Origin of the sequence: Leucobacter chromiireducens subsp. solipictus (genome assembly GCF_016758195.1) — a bacterium.
GTDB lineage: Bacteria > Actinomycetota > Actinomycetes > Actinomycetales > Microbacteriaceae > Leucobacter > Leucobacter solipictus.
On the sequence record NZ_QYAC01000002.1, the window covers coordinates 104,831 to 123,933 of the forward strand.

14 protein-coding genes, 1 tRNA gene and 1 riboswitch are annotated in these 19,103 nt (G+C 69.9%); of the genes, 9 read left to right on the forward strand and 6 right to left on the reverse strand.

Features of this window, described 5'->3' with window-relative positions; all coding sequences use genetic code 11:
* Positions 1-26 precede the first annotated feature (26 nt).
* Both D3230_RS04075 and D3230_RS04080 read right to left on the reverse strand, forming a co-directional pair.
* Positions 27-893 (reverse strand): exodeoxyribonuclease III, encoded by an 867-nt coding sequence (locus D3230_RS04075; RefSeq protein WP_202343756.1) that lies wholly within the window; start codon positions 891-893, stop codon positions 27-29.
* Between the two features lie 47 nt (positions 894-940).
* Entirely contained in the window at positions 941-1,819 is an 879-nt protein-coding gene (locus D3230_RS04080; RefSeq protein WP_202343757.1) for an exodeoxyribonuclease III, read from the reverse strand.
* 115 nt (positions 1,820-1,934) lie between these two features.
* Here D3230_RS04080 and D3230_RS16315 point away from each other — a divergent pair, with 115 nt between their 5' ends.
* The 3 genes from D3230_RS16315 (at position 1,935) to D3230_RS04095 (ending at position 6,200) form a co-directional block, all read left to right on the forward strand.
* A complete protein-coding gene (locus tag D3230_RS16315; RefSeq protein ID WP_202343758.1) occupies positions 1,935-4,601 on the forward strand; it encodes a LuxR C-terminal-related transcriptional regulator in 2,667 nt (888 codons plus the stop codon).
* 126 nt (positions 4,602-4,727) lie between these two features.
* Complete coding sequence (locus D3230_RS04090; protein ID WP_202343759.1) at positions 4,728-6,026, forward strand: LCP family protein; 1,299 nt, start codon at positions 4,728-4,730, stop codon at positions 6,024-6,026.
* 82 nt (positions 6,027-6,108) lie between these two features.
* Positions 6,109-6,200 (forward strand) — tRNA-Ser (locus D3230_RS04095).
* A gap of 249 nt (positions 6,201-6,449) precedes the next feature.
* On the opposite strand, the gene D3230_RS04100 is transcribed toward D3230_RS04095, so the two are convergent.
* Positions 6,450-7,061 (reverse strand): TetR/AcrR family transcriptional regulator, encoded by a 612-nt coding sequence (locus D3230_RS04100; RefSeq protein WP_202343760.1) that lies wholly within the window; start codon positions 7,059-7,061, stop codon positions 6,450-6,452.
* 203 nt (positions 7,062-7,264) lie between these two features.
* Positions 7,265-7,431: riboswitch (M-box (ykoK) riboswitch) on the forward strand.
* A gap of 301 nt (positions 7,432-7,732) precedes the next feature.
* On the opposite strand from D3230_RS04100, the gene D3230_RS04105 reads away from it, so the two are divergent.
* The gene (locus D3230_RS04105; protein ID WP_202343761.1) at positions 7,733-8,443 is read left to right on the forward strand and encodes an MgtC/SapB family protein; all 711 of its coding nucleotides are present in this window, start codon (positions 7,733-7,735) and stop codon (positions 8,441-8,443) included.
* A gap of 8 nt (positions 8,444-8,451) precedes the next feature.
* On the opposite strand, the gene D3230_RS04110 is transcribed toward D3230_RS04105, so the two are convergent.
* Positions 8,452-9,948 carry a helix-turn-helix domain-containing protein gene (locus D3230_RS04110; protein ID WP_202343762.1) on the reverse strand — a complete coding sequence of 499 codons (1,497 nt, stop codon included), beginning with the start codon at positions 9,946-9,948 and terminating at the stop codon, positions 8,452-8,454.
* A gap of 94 nt (positions 9,949-10,042) precedes the next feature.
* On the opposite strand from D3230_RS04110, the gene fepB reads away from it, so the two are divergent.
* The 5 genes from fepB to D3230_RS04135 all read left to right on the forward strand — a co-directional run bounded on the left by fepB (position 10,043) and on the right by D3230_RS04135 (position 14,973).
* Positions 10,043-11,044 (forward strand): Fe2+-enterobactin ABC transporter substrate-binding protein, encoded by a 1,002-nt coding sequence (gene fepB / locus D3230_RS04115; protein WP_202343763.1) that lies wholly within the window; start codon positions 10,043-10,045, stop codon positions 11,042-11,044.
* Between the two features lie 6 nt (positions 11,045-11,050).
* Entirely contained in the window at positions 11,051-12,133 is a 1,083-nt protein-coding gene (locus D3230_RS04120; RefSeq protein WP_337249079.1) for a FecCD family ABC transporter permease, read from the forward strand.
* Between the two features lie 101 nt (positions 12,134-12,234).
* Positions 12,235-13,212, forward strand: a complete 978-nt coding sequence (locus tag D3230_RS04125; protein WP_337249080.1) for a FecCD family ABC transporter permease — start codon at positions 12,235-12,237, stop codon at positions 13,210-13,212.
* A gap of 10 nt (positions 13,213-13,222) precedes the next feature.
* On the forward strand, positions 13,223-14,128 hold the full coding sequence (locus D3230_RS04130) for an ABC transporter ATP-binding protein (protein ID WP_337249081.1): 906 nt from the start codon (positions 13,223-13,225) through the stop codon (positions 14,126-14,128).
* Positions 14,129-14,142: 14 nt separating this feature from the next.
* Positions 14,143-14,973, forward strand: a complete 831-nt coding sequence (locus tag D3230_RS04135) for a siderophore-interacting protein (protein WP_202343764.1) — start codon at positions 14,143-14,145, stop codon at positions 14,971-14,973.
* Between the two features lie 49 nt (positions 14,974-15,022).
* Here the strand turns inward: D3230_RS04135 and D3230_RS04140 are convergent, their stop codons facing one another.
* Together D3230_RS04140 and D3230_RS04145 are read right to left on the reverse strand one after the other, a co-directional pair.
* Entirely contained in the window at positions 15,023-16,492 is a 1,470-nt protein-coding gene (locus D3230_RS04140) for a phytoene desaturase family protein (RefSeq protein ID WP_202343765.1), read from the reverse strand.
* Positions 16,493-16,503: 11 nt separating this feature from the next.
* Positions 16,504-18,978: a LuxR C-terminal-related transcriptional regulator gene (locus D3230_RS04145; RefSeq protein ID WP_337249082.1), complete on the reverse strand. Its 2,475-nt coding sequence runs from the start codon at positions 18,976-18,978 to the stop codon at positions 16,504-16,506.
* Positions 18,979-19,103 lie beyond the last annotated feature (125 nt).

Here is a 19,103-nt window from a genome sequence, read left to right on the forward strand (position 1 = left end):
GAAAGTGTGAGGGTGACGGATGCGGGTCAGTCGGCGAGGCGGTAGTCCACCACGACGGGGGCGTGGTCGGACCATCGCTCGGCGTATGACGCGGCGCGATCGATCGTGTAGTGGGTGACGCGCTCGGCGAGCTGCGGGGTGACGGCGTGGTAGTCGATGCGCCAGCCGGTGTCGTTGTCGAAGGCCTGACCGCGGTTGGACCACCAGGAGTAGGGGCCGTCGACCTCGCCCGCCCAGCGCCGACCGACGTCGGCCCAGCCGAGGCCGGGCCCCTCGGTGCCGTCGACGCCGGTGACCGTGGCGTCGCGCTCGCCGAAGAAGCGGTCGAAGTAGGCGCGTTCGCGGGGCAGGAAGCCGGCCCGCTTCACGTTGCCCTTCCAGTTCTTGATGTCGAACTCGCGGTGGCCCACATTGAAGTCGCCGACGATGGCCACGAGTTCGCGCTCGTCCGCGAGTTCGCGCATCCGCACGCCCATCGCGTCGAGGAACGCCCACTTGGCCTCCTGGCGCGGGGTATCGACCTCGCCGGAGTGGGTGTAGTTGGAGACCACGGTGATCGGCGTGCCCGCGAACTCGAAGTCCGCCTCGATCCACCGGCCCGAGGACTGGATCTGCGCCTGCGCGTCGACGGCCCCGAGGCCCACGCGGTGCGCCACCGGGGCGACGCGGCTCGCGATGGCGACGCCGGCGCGACCCTTGATCTCGCACGGATCGTGCACAAAGTGCCAGCCCTCGCGACCCAGGAACTCCTCGAGGTGCTCGTCCTGTGCGCGCACCTCCTGCAGCGCGAGCACGTCGACATCGCGGGTGGCGAGCCACTCGCCCATCCCCTTGCGGTAGGCGGCACGGATGCCATTGACGTTAACGGACGCGACGCGCAGGGTTTCGACCATGCTCTCTAGTCTATGCGGGGCCACCGACACCGCGGGCGCTGGGCACCCTAGAACACCATCGGGCGGTCGTACTCGTCCTCGAACGTGTCGGTGAGCAGCGACGGATCGATGTCGCAGACCACGGGCACGTGATCGCTGGGGGAGTCCCCCTTGCGCTCGTCGCGGTGGATCGAGGCGCCGGTCACGGAGTCGGCGAAGGCGGTGGATCCCATGATGAAGTCGATGCGCATTCCCTCATCCTTCGGGAAGCGCCCCGCCTTGTAATCCCAGAAGGTGTACCCCTCGGGGACGATCGGGCGCACGACGTCCTGCACGAGCGGCTCGAACGCGGCGAACGCGGCGCGCTCTTCGGGGGAGACGTGGGTGGAGGACCCGAGGCGGAAGCTGGGGTCGCCCATGTCGCTGTCGAGGGGGGCGATGTTCCAGTCGCCCATGAGCGCGAGCGGCAGGTCGGGATCCTCGTCGAGCCACGCGGTGGTACTGGTGCGCAGCGCCTCCAGCCAGGCCAGCTTGTAGTCGAGGTGGGGATCGCCGAGTGCGCGCCCGTTGGGGACGTACAGACTCCACAGCCGCAGGTCGCCGACGGTGACGCCCAGCGCGCGTGCTTCGAGCGGGAGGCCGTTCGGGCCGGTGCCCTGCACGGCTTCCTGTCCCTTGATGGGGGCGCCGAACCCGGGCATCCCGTCAAAGCCGTGCGCCACGTCGGTCATCTCGTGGCGGCTGGCGAAGGCGACGCCATTCCACTGGTTCAACCCGTTGATCTTAAGCTGATACCCAGCTTGCTCAAAGGCTTCGATCGGAAACTGGTCGGGTCGGCACTTGATCTCCTGCATGGCGAGGACATCGATGTCTTCGCGTACGAGCCAGTCGACGACGCGACCGAATCGTGTGCGGATCGAATTGACGTTCCATGTAGCGATGCGCATGGAATCAGCCTATCGGCTGAGACTTTCCCCCGAGAATGAGGCAGGATTTGAGTGGGGGGACGTTGTGGTCAATGATTATTCTGAACACAGTCCAAAGTTTTACTGGGGGTAAATCGTGCAGGAAGATCTGAGTTCTCCCGACCTCGGTCCACCGGAGCTGGCAGCCCGCTTCGCGCGCCAGCAGGCGAGCATTGCCGCGGCAGTGCCGGATCGGCTCGAGCGGGTCGTGGCCGACCTCGCGGCACCCGGCTCGGTCGTCCTCCTGGTCGGCGAGGGCGGCACGGGGCGCCTCGCCCTCGCGCGTGAAGCCGCGCGCCTCGTGGCCACGCACCAGGACATGGGCGAGGTCATCGAACTCCCGCAGCCGCCGCACGAGACGAGCGGCATCGCCTCAGTGTTCGTGGAGCTCGCCGACGCGGGCGGAAACGATGGGGGAGATACGGCGACGATCGCGGCACGGGTGCTCGCCGGGATGCTGGCGGTCGCGCCCGCGGGCGCGGTGATGCTCGTCGCCCCGAGCATCGACGGGTACAGCCCGCGCGACACCCGCGTGCTCGAACTGGTGCTTCGGGACCACCGGGTGCGCGCGATATTGACGGCGCGACAGCTCACCACTCCGGTGGAACAGCTGAGCAGCGGAGAGCGCCGCAGCCGGGTGTCGGTGGCGCCGCTGGACCTCGCTGAGGCGGATACCTACCTGAGCAACCTGCTCGGCGTCGAGCGGATCGAAACCGAGACGCTGCGGCGCTGGGTCGAGTCGGCCGGGGGGAACAGCTATGCGCTGGCGGTCCTTGCGCTGTCGGCGGAGAGCGCGGGGACGCTGCGGCGGAGCCGGGGGGCCGCCTGGTCGACGGCGACCTCCGATGAGGTGCCCAGCGGCTACTCCCGGGTGCTCATGGGGACGTGCACGCCCGCCGAGCTGGAGGTGCTCGAGCTGGTCGCCCTTGCCGAACCGGTCACCGAGGCGGTGTTGCTGCGCAGCCTGGATGCCGCCTGCGTCTCCGTGCTGTTTGAGCGAGGCCTGCTCGTGTCGAAGCCCAGCGCCGAGGGAAGCTCGCTGGTCGCCGGACACCCGCTGCTCGCCTCGCTCTTGCGCGCGGGGATGTCCCCGGTGCGCCGGATCCAGCTCAATGACCAGATCTTTCGGCTCCTGTCCGAGGACCTCGGCACGCTCGATCCCGTGTATGCGCCGGATCGACTCATGCGCCTCGTCGTGTTCGGCCTCGAGGGCGGGCACGTACTGCCGTTCCCCTGGCTCTGGGCGGCATTCGAGCAGACGGTACGCGGGGGCGACCCGCGATTGGTGCTGAATCTTGCGCTCGCCGTGACCGCGCATCCGGGTGCCGACCCGGCCCAGGCCGCGACCGGCGCGCTGCGGGCCTACCGGATCGCGCGGCTCCTCGGGGACGCGGGGACGCTCCGCCCGGTGCTCGGCATGATGCGCGGGATCCTGGCGGACCGCGAACGGGTCGACGCCGTGACCCCGATGCTGCGCATCCGGCTGGAGACTTCGCTGCTGGAGCAGGACGTGTGGGACGACGGCGATGTGGATACGGCCCTCGCAGCGATCGTGCGCCTGGAAGCGGACGTGAACGTGGCTGGGGGCGACGAGCTGATCGCCGAGGTCGTGCGCAGTGCGCGCGTGCAGATCCTCGCCTACGCGGGGCGCCTCCGGGAGGCCGGACTCGCGGCACCGGGACAGGACGTGTCCCCGGACCTCAAGACCGAGTGGATCCGCTCGCCCGCGCGCGCCATCAATACTCTGATCCTCGATCAGCGGGGCGCCTTCGAGCTGGCGCTCGCGAGCGCCGAGAACACCCGCATGCTGAGCCGCCTCGGCCCGCGCGCCCGCCCGGACTTCGTGGACATGCACAGCTTTGGCTGGCTCATTGGATTCTGGGTGAGCGGGAGCGCCGAATCCGCGCGTCAGGTGGTCGACGAACTGCTCACCGAAGTGCACACGGACACCCACGCTGAGGCCCGGTACTCCGGTCTGGTCGAGGCGGGATCGGTGCTCATTAGCGTGCAGGAGGGGCGGTGGGCGGACGCGGCGCAGGCCGCCGAGTTGCTGCTTGATCGCCTCGAGCTGCACGACAGCTATGGCGTCGCGCCGCTCGTCCAGGCGGCGTTGGCGCACGCGCTTGCCGTGTTGGGCGAGCGCGACGCGGCACTGCGCGCGATCCGCGCGGCAGGAGTGCCGTCGCGGGGCATGGGGCAGGTGCTCTCCGGCACGCGTCGGCTCCTGACGCTGCGCGCGCGACAGTGGCTGCGTCTCCCCGACACCGCGGCCGAGGCGGAGCGCGTCCTGACCTGGGCACAGGCCGAGGGCCTGCCGCTCATCGAATTGGTGGCGCTGCACATCATGGCGACGGAGGCGCGCGCCGCGAGCCCCGAACTGCTGGAGCGTGCGCGCGCGGCGGCGATCGCGGTGGATCCGCCACTCTCCGGTGCCTACCTTGCGCACATCGAGCGGATCGCCCAGGGCGCGGGCGCGGCCGCGACGGATTCTGACGAGCCCGAGGTGCGCATGCTCGCGGGCCTCGGCGTCTGGCTGCCGCTCCCGCCGGCGGGGGACCTCACCGCGCGCGAGCGGGAGATTGCGCTGCTCGCCGCGCTCGGGCACAGCAGCAAATTCATCGCGGAGCGCCTGCATATCTCCTCCCGCACCGTGGAGACGCACCTGTCCAACATCTTCGCGAAGACGGGCGTGGAGAATCGAGACGAGCTGAGCCGATGGGCGGCGCGGGAGCGCGCCCCGCTGGGTGCCCTCGAGTCGAGCTGAGCCCGCGAGTCTCCCATCCGAGTGGGGGTCGTGCGGGTTCCAAGCCGGCGCACAGTAGGGTCCGGTAAATTAGGACGCTATCGTCGGATGCCTGCACCGTGGCGTCCCCGAGGAACTGGAATCTGAATGGCCAAGAACACCGCAGGAGATGCCGCGCGTCCCGCCTTTGTGCGCCATGGAAAGCTGCGCCGCTCCAACGCGTGGGGCAATGCGCTGCGCGTGTTGCTCACCGCGATGATCGTGGTCGCTCTGTCCGGAGTGGCGACGGTGGCGTATGCGGTGTGGGGGCTCGTGCAGAACCTCAATACCGTGGAGCTCGGGAACGAGGCCTCCGGCGTGGACGCTGGTTCGCAATCCATCGATGGTGCGCTGACGATCCTGCTCGTCGGTTCCGACTCGCGTCAGGGCCAGTCGTGGGATGACGGCGAAGAGGGGGAGCTGAACGACGTCAACCTCCTGCTCCACGTTTCGGCGGATCATCAGAACGCGACCGTCGTCAGCCTGCCGCGCGACCTCATGGTGCCATTCCCGAGCTGCCCGGGTTTCGATGGCGAGCCCAACTACTTCCCCGCGATGAGCGAGCAGCAGCTCAACAGCGCCATGCTGTATGGCGGGCTGCCCTGCGTCGCTCAGACGGTTTCCGAACTGACTGGGATGGATATCCCCAACGCTGGGCTCATCACGTTCGACGGTGTCGTGGGTGTGTCGAACGCGATCGGCGGCGTCGACGTCTGCCTCACGCAGCCGATCGTCGACGAGAAGGCCGATCTGGATCTGCCCGCCGGCATGAACACGCTCGTCGGCTGGGACGCGCTGCAGTTCCTTCGCACCCGCCACGGCGTGGGCAACGGCGGTGACACGAGCCGGATCAGTAACCAGCAGGTCTTCATGTCGGCTCTCGTGCGCAAGCTCAAGGACGCCGAGACCCTCTCCGATCCGGTGAAGGTGTACGGCCTCGCCAAGGCCGGCGTCGAGAACATGACGCTCTCGAGCAACATGGCGAGCGTGCAGTTCATGCAGGCGGTCGCCGGGACGGTGAAAGACATCGATCTCGAGCGCATTAACTTCGTGCAGTACCCCACGTTCGATCACCCCTACGAATCGGGCCGCCTCACGCCCGATCGGGCGAGCGCGGACCTGCTCTTCGAGACGATCAAGAGCGGGCAGCCGTTCTCGGTGACCGGCGTGGGCGAGGGCGTTGCGGTGGACGGCGTCGACCCGAACGCGCCGGCGACGGAAGCGCCGGTCGATCCTGAGGCCCCGGTCGAGACCGCCGAACCCGAGATCGATCCGAACACGGGGCTGCCGGTGGATCCCGCGACCGCGCCGCCGGTCGAGGACACGGGCCCCGCGAAGCTGCCCGAGAACATCACGGGCCTCAGTGCGGACGTGGAAGCGTGTTCCGCCGGCCGGACCGTGTTCTAGGGGCCAGATTCTCCCCGCGTGGGCGGGCCGATTTCCTGCACGCCCCACTCGTCAGGTAGGATTGTGGGCGGTGCTCACGTATGGAGACGTGCCGGAGCGGCCGAACGGACTTCACTGCTAATGAAGGGTCGGGGTTAAACTCGACCGGGGGTTCAAATCCCCCCGTCTCCGCCAGATGAACACCATGAAAACCCCCGATCAGCTCGCGCTGGCCGGGGGTTTTTGCTGTGTCTGGGAGGGGGCTGCACTCGGTTCGCCCGGAATACATAACGACTGTTTGCTAAATCCGCGGTGGAGGCGGTAGATTGTTCCTCGCGACCGGGCTGGATGGGCCTCAACCCCCTGAAATACTCCCGTGCTGGACGCACGTTGCGGAGGGTCGTCCCTCCCCACCCCCACTGAGGGGGCGGCTCTCCGCCTTTTCTAGGCGTCCGCAGCGAGGCTGGGTGCCGCGTCGGTGAAGGCGAGCTGGGTGAACCCAGCGAAGAACACGTCAAATGCGTCCATGGCCTCCGGTCCGTCTTCGGAGACCATGTGGCCGTACTGAATTCCGACCAAGAAATCTGCCATCACCCGGGCGAGCACTCGCGACCGTTCCGCGGCCACGCCCTGATTCATGAGCCAGGTGCGAAACTCGGACTTCCACGCGAGGTACATGGTGCTGACGTGTGGATCGACATCGGGGTCGACCCCCTCGAGCGCCGCGCCCTCGAACTGAAACCGGATCGCGGCCGCTCCGTTCGCGGCGACGGCCGACAGGCACACCGCCCGGAGCGTTTCGGTCATCTCGGAACGCGACAGGTGCGCGAATTCCACCCCGCCGATCAGCCGGGTTTTGGTGCGGACGGCCTGCTGGAGCACCGCATCGATGAGACCCTGCCGCGTGCCGAAGTGATACACCAGGGTGTACGGCGTGACCTCCAGGGCCGTGGCGACGGTGCGGAACGTGAGCTTGGCGAGGGGCAACCGCTCCGTCAGCGCGAGGATCTGATCGATGAGCTCTCCGCGTCGGGCGGGGTTCTGTGGGCGTCCCACGATTCCTTCCTTCGTGCGATAGCTGGATAGTGTTCCGACTGTATCGGGTTTTCTGCGCGTGACTTCCCCCGGAGCTCACGGGCCGTCTGGGTGAAAGGTGTGCGTAGCGTTTCTGCTCGCAGTGTGACGCGCCTGCCCCAGGGGCGCCGATCCGACGGGTGGCGCGCTTGCGCCGCCGAGCGAACGGGCCTAGAGTTCCCTGCGTAGCGCTTCGTTCGGCGAGGCTCCTGCGCGAACACAGTCCGCTCATCCCACGACGTCGAGAGACGCCCAGGCTGAGGACAGGTCTTCCCGGATTAAGGGTCGGCCCCAAGCGGATTCCCTCGAGGATACGTCGCACAGTGCCAAAGCTCTGACGTGGAGGTGTGACGCAGGAACGCCCCGTTCCGGCCTGCTCGTGGTGGTGAGCGCTGCCGAAGCTGAGGAGGTGCACCGTGAGTGACGGCCAAAGTCGATCTGAGCGCCCGCGCGGTGCCGCCGCCTCCTCCATTCCGCAGTCACTGCGTTGACCCTTTCGGTCTGGGCGGCCCCACCTCGCGGGAGCGCGAGGGTTCCCTCGCTGCACGCGATGAATCAACGCCCCACGCCATCGCGACTGGACCGGGCCGGGCGACACGCCCCACGCGGCCGCGGATTCCGCTGCCCTGCCCCTGAATGAAATGAGACTCCCCATGGAGACACTCGACCTTGCTCTGCGTATTTTCTCCGGCCTCGCGCTCGGCGCCGCGATCGGCTTCGAGCGGCAAATCCGATCTCGCACCGCGGGCCTGCGCACCAACGCGCTCGTGAGCCTCGGGGCCGCGCTCTTCGTGATTATGGGGGCGTTCAGTTTCGAGGGTCCGGGCGCGGACCCCACCCGCGTGGCCGCCCAGGTGGTGTCCGGGATCGGCTTCCTCGGCGCTGGGGTCATTATGCGTCAGGGGGTATCGGTGTCCGGCCTGAACACCGCCGCAACGCTCTGGGCCTCGGCTGCGGTCGGTGCGCTGGCGGGCGGCGGCATGATCCCGGTGGCGGTGGGCGGCACCGCCGCCGTAGTGCTGTCGAACCTGCTGTTGCGTCCCCTGGGGCGACTCCTCGACCGGCGTGGTTCCCGGGCTACCCGCGAGCCGGCGATGACGGAGTACGTGTTTGTGGTGCGCTCTCTCGCCGAGGCCGAGGTGACGGTTCGCTCCCGCGTTGTCGCCGCGCTGCAGCGCCCCGAGTTCACGGTGCACTCACTGGAGGCGAACGACCTCGCGACGAGCGAGGTGGAGCTGACCGCGCGCCTCACCGCGTTGGAACGCAGCGATGCGGCCTTTGAGGCGGCGATCGCGGATGTGGTCCCGGTGCCCGAGGTGACCTCGGTGCGGTGGCGTGCGCGGGAGTTCGAGGGGGAGGACTAGCGGCCAGGCTATGCGGCGCTCGCGGCCGGGCGGGCCGCCGCACGGCCCCAGGCGGCGTGCGCGGACCGGAGGTCGGTGACGCCGACGGCGCTCGGCCCGGCACCGTGGACCGCGCGGAACGCGCGCGAGAAGGCCGGGAGGTGCGCGTATCCGAGGGTGCGCGAAATCTCGGACGGTGACTCCCCGGCACCGAGCCGGTTCCGGGCGCGCGTCATGCGGGAGCGCCGGAACCACGCCGCGACGGGTTCGCCCGTGTGCTCGTGGACCACGCGCCGAAGCTCCCGGTCGGAGACGCCCAGCTGGGCGGCCGCGTTGGCCTCGGTGATGCTCGATTCGCGAGAAACGAGGCTTGCGAGGGCGGCCATGAGCACGTCGCCGCGGTGCACCGGCGTGCGGCGTGAGCCGCGGAGGACCGCATCGAAGCCCCGCGCCGGATCCACGCGGTGGGTGCCGATGCGGGTGTAAGCCGCGAGCATGGACTCGACGGTGTGGAGCGCGTCCGGGCTGCCCCAGCTGCCGAGCTGCGCCGGCTGGAGCGGGGCACCGATCGCGCCGGTCTCGCCTGATCTGAACCCGAGCGGCACCAGCAACGACCCCGGCGGGATCCGGACATCGTTCGGGAGACCCGCGGGGAGGATCACGGCCTCGCCCGGCTGCAGGGTGAGGGCGCGGGTTCCCGCGGTGATGTGTGCGGGGCCCGCCGCCGCCCACACCGCGATGTGCGCGCCGTTCACGCGCGACCAGGTCCGGTGCGGGCGGCGCTCCCAAGATTCGGGGACGCGCAGCTCCGCGGGGCCGTCCGCGGGCGTGGGCGCGGTGCGGCGCCACTGCCCCGGGGTGAGCCCGGCGACCTCCGCAAAGCTGCGGGTGAAGCCGACCACGCTGCGGTACCCGACCCGGTGGGCGACCCACTCGATGCTGCGCCCGCGGGCAATGAGTTCCGCCGCCGCGCTGATGCGAGCCTGGCGCACCCAGGCGCTGAGGGTGAGGCCGGTTTCGGCCACGAAGCGGCGCTGTACGGTGCGCACGCTCCAGCCCGCGACCGCGGCATCGACGGCGCCCGCGACGTTCAGATCCGGGTCGTCGATGAGGAGCTCCGCGAGGTCCTGGAGGTCGTCGGAGCGTGGGGCGGGCGGTGCCGAGAGTCGCTGTGCGCCGACGGTGCGCACCTCGATGGCGGCCGCCTGTGCGCCCGCGATGTGCCCGAGGGCGCATGAGAACTCGTGCAGGAGGCCGGGGATCTGTTCGGGTCGCACCCGCACGCGAGTGGGCCCGGATGGCCCGCCGGCCAGGGCGGGCGTGGGGAGCAGGATGGTGCCGGGGGTGAGGGTGATGTCGACCGTGTTCCCCGCGGGGATCCAGAGGCCCTCGCCGCTGTCGAGCCGATGCGTGGTGTCCGCGACGCGTATGCTCGCGGTCCCCCGCAGCGTGGAGTAGAGCGATGCTTCGGCGAGACGCACGGGGGCCTCCGGTGACGAGGGGCCTGGTAACACGGTGTCGCTCACAATCAACATATGTAGGTAAGGGTCTACTAACTTCAAGAGTACCGCGTGGTGCGCCGCCCACGCATCTCGACCGACACTGCCCGGAGGTGGCCGCATGGCCAAACGACTCATTCCCCTGCTCGCCCTGACTGCCGCGGCAGCACTGCTCACCGGGTGCAGCGGTGCCGCCTCCGCACCCGCTGAGTCTGGCGCGGGCGATCCCGCGACCGCGGGTGCTGGCTTCCCTCGGACCGTCGAGCACGAGCTCGGAGAGACGGAGATCCCGGCGGAGCCGCTGCGCATCGTATCGACGTCGCCCTCGATCACGGGCAGCCTCCTCGCCATCGATGCGCCGGTCACCGCGACCGCCGCGGCGATCATCACCCCCATGACCGATGACCAGGGATTCTTCACGCAGTGGGCGGAGGTCGCCGCCGAGCGCGACGTGGCGGTCGCGTACGAGAACCTGACGATCGATCTCGACGCGATCGATGCGTTCGAACCGGACCTCATCATCGGCTCCGCGAACGGCGGTGACGCCACCAGCGACGCCTACGAGCAGCTCTCCGAGATCGCCCCCACGGTGCTGCTGGACTACAGCAGCATCACGTGGCAGGAACTCACGACCGAGCTCGGCGAGATCACGGGCCTCGAGCAGGAAGCCACCGAGCGCATCGCCGAGTATGACGAGTGGGTGGCCGCTCAGGCGAGCAAGATCACGGTGCCCGAACAGCCCACCACCGCGCTCGTCTACATGGGCCCCGAGGGTTCGTGGGCGTTCACGGACGACAGCCCGCAGGCGGAACTGCTGAGCTCGCTCGGCTTCACGTACGCGCCGGTGGCCGAGGAGTTCCGGGCCGATGGCCAGGGCGGGCGGGGCGTCGATATCCTCACCAGCGAAAACGCGGCGTCCGGGCTCGCCGGTGCCCAGACGATCTTCACGGTGGCGATGAACGGCGGCGATCCCGTCGCTGAGTTCACGGCGGACCCGCTGCTCGCGAACCAGCCGGCCGTCGCGGGGGACCGGGTATACACGCTCGGCACGCAGTCCTTCCGGCTGGACTACTACAGCGCGAAGCAGACTGTCGACCTGCTCGTCGACGCCTTCGGAAAGTAGTCCCGAGTGCTCCGCTCCGCTCCTGCACCGGCATCGGACGCGCCCGTCACGCGCGCGTCCGATGCCGGCCCGGTCCGGCCGATCGCCGCACCAGCGCGGCGTACCGCCGTGCTGCTCGGGGGATCCGGAGCGGTGCTCCTCGTCACCGCCGTGCTCGGCCTCGGGCTGGGGTCGCTGCGCATCGATCCGGCCACGGTGGTCGCGGCACTGACCGCGTATGACCCCACCAACGATGCGCACCTGGTCGTGGTGCAGTCGCGCCTGCCGCGGATCGTGCTCGGGATCATCGTGGGGGCGGCCCTCGGCCTCGCCGGGACCATCATGCAGTCGGTGACCCGCAACCCGCTCGCGGACCCGGGCATTCTCGGCGTGAACGCCGGGGCCGCCCTGTTCGTGGTGATCGCGATCGCCTACTTCGGTGTGCATCACGTCGGGCACACGATCTGGTTCGCCTTTGCGGGTGCCGCCGCCGCCGCGGTGCTCGTGTACCTCCTCGGCACCGCGCGTGGCGGGGCCGCCGCGCCGGTGCGCATCGCACTCGCGGGCACGGCCGTATCCATTGTGATCGGCGCGGTCTCGCAGATGGTGCTCCTGAGTCACGAAACCGCGTTCAATTCCTTTCGATTCTGGTCGATCGGCTCGCTGCAGGGGCGAGGATTTGACGTGATCCTGGCGGTGCTGCCGTTCCTTGCGGTGGGGCTGCTCCTGGGGCTCCTCCTCGCGGCCCCGCTCGACGCGATCGCGTTGGGAGACGCGGTCGCCACCGGGCTCGGCACGCGGGTGGCCGGGGCGCGTCTCGGTGCCGCGCTCGCCGTCGTGCTGCTCGCCGGAACGGCGACCGCGGCGGCGGGCCCGATCGGATTCATTGGCCTCGGGGCCGCGCACATCGCCCGGCGCGTCACCGGGAACGAGCATCGCCGGCTGTTGCCCGCCGCGCTCATGCTCGGGGCGACCATGCTGGTGGTCGCGGACACGCTCGGACGAGCGCTCGTCGCGCCCGCCGAGCTGCAGACCGGCGTCGCAGCCGCGCTGTGTGGTGCCCCGCTGTTTGTCGCCCTCGTGCGCTCCCGCCGGGTGGCGGCGCTGTGACCGGGGCGGCCGGGGTGTCCCGGGACGCGGCGCGGTTCGTGCGTGTGGTTCGGTCGGGGCGTGCGTGCGCGGTGCTGCGCGTGGGCCCGTATTCGATCCGCGTGTCTCCGCGCACGCTGGGCGTGGGCGCGATCGGCGCGCTGCTCCTGGTCGCGCTCATTGTCGCGTCCCTCATGATCGGTGCGCGAGATCCGAGCTTCGGCGGTCTCGCGGCGGTGGTGACGGGGGAGGCCAGCCCGTCGGCAACCCGTTCCGTGCTCGGCCGGCGTCTGCCGCGAGCCCTCACCGCGGCGTTGGTCGGCGGATTGCTCGGGGTGAGCGGAGCGGTGTTTCAGTCGCTCTCCCGGAACCCGCTCGGTTCCCCCGACATCATCGGATTCACCGCGGGCGCGGCCACCGCGGCCGTGTTCCAGATCGTCGTGCTCGGTGGTGGGATGCTCGCCACGGCCGCGTCGGCCGTGATCGGCGGCATCGTGACCGCCCTCGCCGTGTACTGGCTGGCGCGGCGCGATGGCGTGAGCGGCGGTATGCGGCTCGTGCTGGTCGGGATCGGAGTCGGGGCGATCATGTCGGCCCTCGCCTCGCTGCTGATCGCCCGCGCCAATCTGGACGATGCGATGCTCGCACAGTTGTGGAGTGCCGGATCGCTCACCGGCCGCGGCTGGACGCACGTGCTGCTCCTGCTCGGGGTTGCGGCCGTGACCATCCCGGTGTTGGCGGTGCTGGCGCGGCCACTGTCGCTCATGGAGATGGGGGACGAAAGCGCGCAGGGGGTGGGCGTCCGCGTTGAGCGCGTGCGCTTCCTCATCATGGTCGTGGCCGTCGCCATCGCGGCCGCGGCGACCGCGGCCGCCGGGCCGATCGCGTTCATCGCGTTCGCCGCCGGGCAGATCGCCCGTCGCCTCGCGCCGGTACCCGGCATCCTCGTGGGGCTCTCCGCCGTCGTGGGCGCGGTCCTGCTCACGGCCGCGGACCTGCTCGCCCAGCACCTGGACGTGGGTGTGCGAACTCCGGTCGGGCTCGTGACCAGCGTGCTCGGCGGGTGCTACCTGCTCTGGCTCCTTGCCCGTCGTATCTGAATGGACTGCTGTGACCTCTGACACCCCCGCATCCGCGCACACCGCGCGTTCCGTGACTCCCGGCGTGCTGAGCGCTGAGCAGATCGCGGTCCGCTACGGCGACCGACCGATCCTCGCCGATCTGACCCTCGAAGTTCCCACGGGAGGCTTCACCGTCATCATCGGGCCCAACGGCTGCGGTAAATCCACGCTGCTGCGGTCCCTCGCCCGGCTGCTGCGGCCGCGCTCCGGGAGCGTCCGGCTCGACGGCGACGACCTTGCGGGGCTGCGCCCCAAAGCGATCGCGCGCCGGATCGGGATCCTCGCCCAGGCGGCCACGGCACCGGCCGCGGTGACCGTCGCAGACCTCGTGGCCCGGGGACGCAACCCGCACCAGAGCCTTCTGCGGCAGTGGAGCATCACCGACGAGCGCGCCGTCGACGCGGCGCTGGCCGAGGTCGGGATGACCGAGCACGCGGACCGCCTCGTCGAAGAACTCAGCGGGGGGCAACGACAGCGGGCATGGATCGCGATGACCCTCGCCCAGGAGACGCCGATCCTGCTGCTGGACGAACCGACAACCTACCTTGATATTGCGCACCAGATCGACGTGCTCGATCTGTGCGCCTCCCTCCATGCGGGCGGGCGCACCCTCGTCGCCGTGCTGCACGACCTCAACCTGGCCGCGCGGTATGCCACCCACATTGTCGCCATGCGCGACGGGGCGATCGTCGCCCAGGGCACGCCGGAGGAGGTGATCACGGCACCGCTGCTCAGTGAGGTGTTCGCGCTCGATGCGCGCGTGCTGCCGGATCCCGAGACCGGCTGCCCCCTGATCATCCCGCGCGACCGTCGCGCCGGGACGCGTCGCAGCGCCGCATCTGATTTCCCGATCCCACACCCGTTCGACCCCAGCGCGGCGCACCAGCCCGCCTGACCCGAGGAGACCCCATGACTGAGAACACCCCCATGCACCGCTCGGCCGCCATCAGCTCGGCGGATCACAACCGTGGTCTGCAGCTCGATACCGCGACGGTGCGCGCCATCCGAGAGATCAGCCCGCTGCTTGTCCGCGTCACACTGGCCGTCCCGCGGCTCTCCGAGGAGCCGTTGTGGGAGCGCCCGAACGTGGCGATCCGCTTCTATCTCGCCGAGCGATTCGGTTCCACCTCCCGGGTCTATACGGTGCGTTCCGCTGATCCTGCGTCGGGTTCGATCGACGTCGACGTGGTGCGGCACGGCGCCGCGAGCCCGATGATGCAGTGGTTGGATTCCCTGGCGGTCGGGGACACCGTCGAGTTTGGCGGGCCGCGGCCGCACTTTGCGATCCCGGAGACGCGAGGGCGCGAAGCGGTGCTGTTTGCCGATGCCACCTCCCTCCCCGCGCTGATCGCGATCCTTGCCCAGGCAGATCCGGGGCTCACCGGCCGCGGGTGGGTGGCGACCGACGACGAGGTCGCGTTTGCTGAATTGCCGCAGCACCCGGGCCTGCCCATCGCTCGGCTGACCCCGGGCACCGGGTTCGAGGCGCAGCTCGCGACGATCGCGGATCCGAGCGCCGTTGTGGTGTGGGGCGCGGGGGAGCGCGACGAGATGCGCCAGGTGCGCTCGTTCTTCCGCACCGAGGCGGGGCTTCCGAAGGAGGATGTCGCGGTCTTTGGGTATTGGAAGCGCGGCACCACCAACACGGAGATCGACGCGCAGCGCCTCATCGCCTACGAGGCTGTCCTCGCCGAGGGCGGCACCGTCACCGAGCTCGACGATCTGGCCCTCGCGATCTGAGTTCGGGAAGCGCGGACCCGGAGCGCGTCTCGCGTGGCTCCGGGGCGAGCTATTCCGATCCGACCCCGAGATCGGGCGCCCCGAGGCCGAACTCGCGCCGCAGCGCGGTGCGCGCCGCGTACCAGCCGGAGAGGCCATGCACTCCGGGGCCGGGTGGCGTGGCCGAGGAACAGAGGTACACCCCGGGGAGCGGGGTGCGCCACGGCTCGGGGGAGAGCACGGGGCGGGCAAGGAGCTGCCGCAGCGTGATCGCCCCCGCGCTGAAGTCCCCGCCCACGTAGTTCGCGTTGTAGCGGGCGAGATCGGCGGCGCTCGTCTGGTGCACGGCCACGATCCGGTCCCGGAAGCCGGGCGCGAAGCGCTCGATCTGGGCGATCACCGCGGGCACCATGTCGACGTCCGAGCCGTGCGGCACGTGCGTGTAGCTCCACACGGCATTCGTCCCGGCCGGATTCCGGCCGGGATCGAAGTCGTTGGGCTGCGCGAGCAGCACAAACGGTTGCTCGGGATGCTTCCCGCGGGCGACCTCGCGCTCCGCGGCGGCGGCCTGCTCGCGGGTGCCGCCCAGGTGCACCGTGGGGGCCGCGTGCACCCGCGGATCGCGCCAGGGGATCGGGCCGTCCAGGACGAAGTCGACCTTCGTCGCCGCGTCGCCGAAGCGGAAGCGGGTGAGGGCCCGCCGATATCCCGCAGGAAGCCGTTCCCCGGCGATACTGAGGAGCCCGCGGACGGAGGTGTCGAACATGGTGATGTCGAACTCGTCGAGTTCTCCGAGGTCCCGCACCTCGTGGCTGAGTTCGATCCGACCCCCGTGCGCGAGGAGATCCGCGCGCAGCGCATCGGCGATCGACCGGGAGCCCCCCACCGGGACGGGCCAGCCGGTCGCGTGGCCGAGCGCGCCGAGTACGATGCCGACGCCGGCGGTCGCCAGGTTCGGCATGCGGCCGATGCTGTGCGCCGCGACGCCGGAGAGCAACGCGGGTGCGGCCGCCTCGCGGAAGCGTGCCCCCCAGAGCGGCGTCCCCTGTTCCGCCGTGCGCAGCGCCATCGTGAGCGCCGCCGGGAGCTCTCGTGGCCACCGGAGGAGCCCGCCGCCCAGCGCGAAGTCGATGACCCCCTCGAGTCGTTCGAGCACCGGACGGTACACGCGGGCGTAGGCGGCCCCGTCCCGGCCGAGCTCGCGACGTGTGCGATCCAGGTCACGGTACGCGACGGGGGCCCGGTCGCCGTGAGCGCCGTCGAGCGGGTTCGCGTACGAGGCCTCGGGAACGACAAACTCGACGCGGCGGTCAATCTCGAACTGGCGGAAGAACTCTGTGCCCAGCGCCATCGGGTGGATCGCCGAGCAGACATCGTGGAGGATCCCTGGGCTGACGAGTTCCATCGTGCGGGTGCCGCCGCCGATCGACTCTGCGGCCTCAAAAACGGTGACGGGAATCCCTGCTCGCGCCAAAGTGACCGCGGCGGCCAGACCGTTTGGCCCCGCGCCAATGACGGCGGCATTCGCGGGAGTGCTCATTCTTCCCTATCCTAGGGCCGGCTCGGCGGGCGTTCCCCGTGGGTGAGGGAGAGTTGCGCCGGGAGGTGGCCGCCCCGGTGCCCAGGCTGAGCGTCGTCGGGATGGCCGAGTCTGCGTGCGGTTCGAGTCGGGCTGCTTGCCCGAAGGGTCTCGAGGTGATCGCGGAGGTCGGTTCGGCTCGCTGCCCCGAGCTTCGCTTTGGCCTGGGCGACGTGAGACTCCACGGTGCGGATACTGCACGAGAGATCCTGCGCGATCTCGGCGTTGGTGAGCCCCTCCGCGGCCAACAACGCCGTGGCTTGTTCACGCGGTGTGAGGTGCACCCGAGTCACCGTGGGGAGATCACCGGAGCGATACCACGGGACCTGGGCGCGAAGCTGCGCGTCGATGTCCGCGAGCCAATCGTCGCAGATACGCACGTTGCGGACCGCGCGTCGCCCGAGAAAAATGGTGCGAGCTGAGGTGATGGCGTAGGCTGCCGGGGCCCACAGCTGAACCTTGTGCAGCCGCGCGGCGACGCGCAACAGTTCGTTCGGGTTCTGTGCTGACGTCGCGTTGAGGTGATCGCTCGCGATGCGGACCATGGGAAGTCTCAGGTGCGGGGCAATCTCGGCTCGTCCCCCGCTGCCGAGGGCGTCGTGTGCGCCGGAGAAGTAGCGATGCACCCGCTGGAGGAGCTGCGGCGGCGGGTCCTCGCTCAGTGCGCCGGGGACCGGTGCTCCGACCGCGAATCCCATCAGCTCAGCCACCGTGCGGAGCCGCCGGGGGATCATCCGCGGGATCGTCCGGAGCAGTCGTTCCCACTCCATCGTGCCGCGGCGCATGTTTCCGCATATCACGGCCTCACCGGTGGCGAGGAGGTGGCGCATCCACCGTGCATGCGCGTCACCCGGCGGGATCCGGCGTGCTGCGGCGCGAAACTCTTGGGCCCGGAGCGACTGTTCGCCGGCCAGGAACGCGATCAAGGCGTGGGCGAGGAGGAGCGTCCCGGAGACGGTCCGCGCGAACTCACTCGATCGGTTGTAGGGCGTCGGAATGGTAGCGCCGGTCGCGAGCCATGATCCTGAGGGCAAACGTCCCTCCCAGACGGCGTGAAGATCACTCAACGCCGTCGCGAGGAAACGCACCTCGGGAACGGGGTGCTCGCGGCGCACCCGAAGAAACTCCGGGCTCGTCAACTCGGTGAATTCGAGCGTGTTCCAGAGGCGGAAGACGAGCGCGGCGTCGGCGAGATCTGCGGCTGCCACCGCGGCCCGGCTCCCGGCAAGATCCCGCTCCGGGAGCGCGGTTCCAGCTTCGGCAGCCAGCAGTGCGGCGTACCACTCGGTGACATATGGGTCCTCGAGCGTATCCGCGTGGCGTAGCGTTTCGAGTTCGCCAAGCGCGGCCTCCGCTCCGGCAAGCGCGTACACCGCACGGATTCGGTCGAAACCCCGCAACGGGGCGGCGAGCTTGCCTGCGCGGAGCACGAGGGTGCGTGTCTGCGCCGGATCAAAGAAGTCGTTGAGCTCCTTGGCCGCGCGGTGCACGATTCGGACCCGGGCAGCATGGAGCTCCGTATCGTCCTGCAGCGTCCGATCAGTGGGGAGGAAGCGGGCACCCAGGAGCGTCTCGGCCTCGGTGAGGGGCAGGCCCAGTGCCTCCTGCTGGACGGCGTGCTCCGCAACAGTCAGTTGCCAGCGTGTGATGGTTTCGGGGGAGGTCCTCACACGGAGCGCTGCGGCGACAAACGCTGGGACATAGAACGATTCGCTGCTGGCGACACGAAACAGGGCCCCATGCTCGGCGAGTTCGGAGATGTGTGCGGCATCGACGAGATCGCGGGCCCCCGGCAGATCGAACGGCGGGAGGCCGGCGAGTCCGATCGCCGCGCCGGCGGCCTCGGGCGACAGGTCTCCGAGAGCGTCGGTGAGGGAGCGCAGCGCGGGGAACTCGTCCTCGGGGAGTGGCGCCTCAATAATGTTGGGCCGGGGGATGCTCGCAAGGAGGCCGAGTTCCGCGAGCCGGAGCAGGTCCAACGCCCACGCGGGGCGGCCTTCCGCGAGCTGGACGACGCAGTGCACCATGTCCGCATCGACGAGGTGGGGGCTCTGCTCATGGATGAACCGTTCAAGCCGACCCGTGGAAAGGGGTTCCACGCGAACGGTCACACACGCGTTCCACTCCGCGCAGAGCGAGTCTGGTGCGGTGTCGGTGCTGGTGAGCTGGTGGAGGGGGCGCGTGCGCTGGGATCCCGCGAGCGTGGCGAGCACGGTGGGCGCGCCCGCGGCGGTCCGCAAGAGCGCGGCACGGACGAGCTCGGGGCTCGCCTGCTCGAAATCGTCGATGACGAGCACCGAATCGGCGCCGATCTTCGCGACGCGCTCATGCGCGGCCCGTGCGGTGCTGTGCAGTTCGGAAACGGTGGTGCCGCGAGCACGGAACGCGGCGGCGACCTCCCGCAGGACCATCGATTTCCCGGATCCGTTGCCACCGGTGACGACCACGCTTCGCCCCGATTGGCACAACGCAATGATTTCCGTGCTCGTTGCAGCGTGCACGTACCCGCCAGCTCTCCCCATCGCCGTTCCTTTCGACGAGCTGTACGGACCGATGCCCCTCACTGGGCCAG